The organism is Streptomyces sp. NPDC050703 (assembly GCF_040654435.1).
In the GTDB taxonomy this organism is placed as follows: Bacteria; Actinomycetota; Actinomycetes; order Streptomycetales; family Streptomycetaceae; genus Streptomyces.
This window is the reverse complement of the sequence record NZ_JBFAHX010000095.1, coordinates 1-3286: the sequence shown is the minus strand read 5'-3', so window position 1 is coordinate 3286 and position 3286 is coordinate 1. Positions and strand designations below refer to the sequence as shown.

The 3286-nt window shown below is 71.4% G+C and carries 1 protein-coding gene; it reads right to left on the bottom strand.

The features are described 5' to 3' along the window. Positions 1-111: 111 nt before the first annotated feature. On the bottom strand, positions 112-3286 hold a 3175-nt coding region (locus AB0I16_RS35695), incomplete at its 5' end, for an amino acid adenylation domain-containing protein (RefSeq protein WP_363253843.1).

Here is a 3286-nt window from a genome sequence, read left to right as displayed (position 1 = left end):
GACATCTGCTCGTCGGCGACCGCGCCGCGCGTGTAGGCGTCGATGACCCAGTCGATCTGCTCGTCGCTGAGCTCGCCCCGCCTCAACCAGCTGAGGCGGCCGCACCACCGCTCAGGAGGTCTCCGGCCTCCGCATGCGCCGCAGCACGGGCCTGGTGCTCGGCCGTGCGCGTTCCTGGTCGGCGAGCCAGCTCGCGAGTGCGGCCGGGGTGGGCGTGGTGAAGACCGCCCGTATCGGCAGTTCCTCGCCGAGCACCGTGCGCACCCGGCTCACCAGGCGCGTGGCGAGCAGCGAATGACCGCCGAGTGCGAAGAAGTCGTCGTCCACTCCGACCACGGGCACCTTCAGCACCCGTGCGAAGGCCTCGCAGAGGATCCGCTCCTGCTCCGTGGCCGGTTCCCGGCCCGTCACCGTCGGCGCGGCGACGTCCGGATCCGGCAGCGCCACGCGGTCCAGTTTGCCGTTGACCGTCAGCGGCAGCGCGTCGAGCACCACGACCGCCGAGGGCATCATGTACTGCGGCAGGGTTCTCGCGACGTGCTCCCGCACCGTGCGGCTCAGCTCGCTGCCGTCGGCCTCCGCCCGGTCGCCCGCGGGGACGACGTAGGCGACGAGGCGCCCTTCTCCCTCGGCGTCCGCGCGGACCATCACCACGGCCCGGGCCACGGCGGGATGGCCGGCCAGTACGGACTCGATCTCCTCCGGCTCCACCCGGAAGCCGCGGACCTTCGCCTGCGCGTCCGCGCGCCCGGCGAACTCCAGCCGGCCGTCGGCCGTCCGCCGCACCCGGTCGCCCGTCCGGTACATCCGCTCACCGGCCCACGCGTAGGGGCATGCCACGAACCGCTCGGCCGTCATATCGGGCCGCCCCATGTACCCCCGGGCCAGGTTGGCGCCCGCGACGTACAGTTCGCCGGCTACGCCGACCGGCACCGGGGCGAGCCGCTTGTCCAGGACGAGCGCCCGCACGCCTTGAATCGGACCACCGATGTCCGGGACATCGCCCTCCGCGATGGCCTGGGACATCGTCGCGCACACCGTCGTCTCCGTCGGTCCGTACGCGTTGATCAACCGCCGCCCCGGCGCCCAGCGCTCCGCCAGCTCCCTGCCGAGGGCCTCACCCGCCGACACCAGTGTCGACACCGGTGCCAGGTCCTCGGGCGACATCTCGGCGAGGACGGCCGGCGGCAGGGTCACGTGCGTCACCGCGTGACGGGCCAGGACCCCCGCCAGGCCAGGCCCCGGCAGCAGTTCATCCGCTTCCGCCACGACCAGGCGGGCGCCGGACGACAACGCCACCACCACGTCCGATACCGCCGCGTCAAAGCTCAGCGACGCGAACTGCAGCAAGCGGCTCGACGCATCCACGGCGAACCGGTCCACCTGGGCGGCAGCCAGGTTCGCAAGGCCGGCGTGCGACACCGCCACGCCCTTGGGCCGCCCCGTCGAACCAGATGTGTAGATCACGTACGCCATCTGGTCGGGCACTCCGACAACGCCGACAGACGTCACCGGGGCCGTCTCCAGGGCGGCCGTCACTTCCGGATCGTCCAGGTTCAGTACGCGCGGACCCGGTACGGAGAAGCGACGCGTCAGTTCGCTCCGCCCGACGACGACACCGGCTCCACTGTCCGAGAGCATGAACGCGAGACGCTCGGCCGGGTACTGCGGATCCAGCGGCAGATACGCCGCACCCGCCTTCCATACGGCCAGAATCGAGGCGATCGCCTCGACGCCGCGCGGCAGACACAGACCCACGACGGACTCCGAGCCGACCCCGTGCTCCCTCAGCCGGTGCGCCAGACGGTTGGCGCGCTTGTCGAGTTCCGCGTACGACACCTCGGTCGTACCGGCGACGACCGCCACCGCGTCGGGCGTCCTCGCCACCTGCGCCTCGAACAGCTGCGCCGCCGTCTCCGCGGCGACCGGCGCGTCCGAGTCGTGCCACTCTGCCAGGGCCCGCCGCAATTCGTGTGCGGGCACCACGTCGACCGCGTCGAACCGCGTCTCGGGGGCCCCTTCGAGCACGCTCACCAGATTGCCTACGCAGGTGTGCAGCATGGAGCAGACGGCTTCGGCGTCCACGGAGGCCACCGCGTCGACCGTCAGTGAGAATGCCGAACCGCGATCGTCCACGGCCACGGCGACCGGGTAGTTGGTGCGTTCCCGAGTGAGCAGCACGCTGACTCCCTCAAGGAGGCTGCCGTCGGTCCGCTCCGGCGCCTGGGCCGCGGTCTGGTGGTGCCGGTAGTTGAAGATCGAGCTGAAGAGCGGGCTGCCGCCCGGCACCCCGCTCACCCGCTGCGCGAGCGCCAGCGGCGCGTGCTCGTGCACCAGCAGCTCCGCCAGCTGGTCCCGCAGTCCGACCAGCACGTCGTGTACCCCGGACGGCCCCACACGCACACGCACCGGGAGGGTGTTGATGAAGGGGCCCTGGACTCGATCGGCTCCGGCTCCCGCGTTCATCCGTCCGAACAGGACGGTGCCGAACACCACGTCGTCCTGGCCGCTGATCGCCGCGAGAACGCGGCCCCACGCCAGATGGAACAGGGTGGCCGGGCTCACGCCGAGCGACCGCGCCGTCCCGCGTATCCGACCGGCCAGCTCTTCATCGACGGACCACCGCGCGCGGTCCGCGTCGAGGCCGTCGCCGTGCACGTCGACCAGGCCGTACGGGGCGGTGGTCTCCTCCACGTCACCGAGCAGCTCAACGAAGTGGCGCTCGTGCTCCTCCCTCGGCACACCGAGCCGTGCCTGCGCCACGAAGTCGCGGAACGGCAGCGCCTCGGGGAGCGAATCGCCTCGCTCGGAAAGGAAGGCACCCAGCTCGCGCAGCAGGGCTTCCTGGCTTGTGTGGTCCCGGACGGTCTGGTGAATACGCATCAGGCAGACCCACCGGCCGTTGCCTGGATCGGCCGCCACGTGCGTGTGGATCAGCGGAGCAGCGCGCAGGTCCATCCGGTCTCCGGCATGCGCGAGCAACTGCTGGACCACGTCGCCGGCTTCGGGGTCGCCGACGAACTCCTCGACGGGCAGCTCCACCTCCCGCAGCACCACCTGGACGGGCTCGGGCAGCTCCTCCCACAGGATCGCCGTGCGGTAGATGTCGTGCCGGTCCACCACCCGCTGGAGGGCTTCGAGGAACCTGGTGAGCCGGTCCCGCGAATCCAGCGCGAGAACGATCGGCAGCACGTAGACGTCGCGGCTGTCCTGGCCGGCGATCAGATGGTGGAAGAGGATGCCCTCTTGCAGAGGCGCGAGCGGGTAGATGTCCGCGATGTTGGCT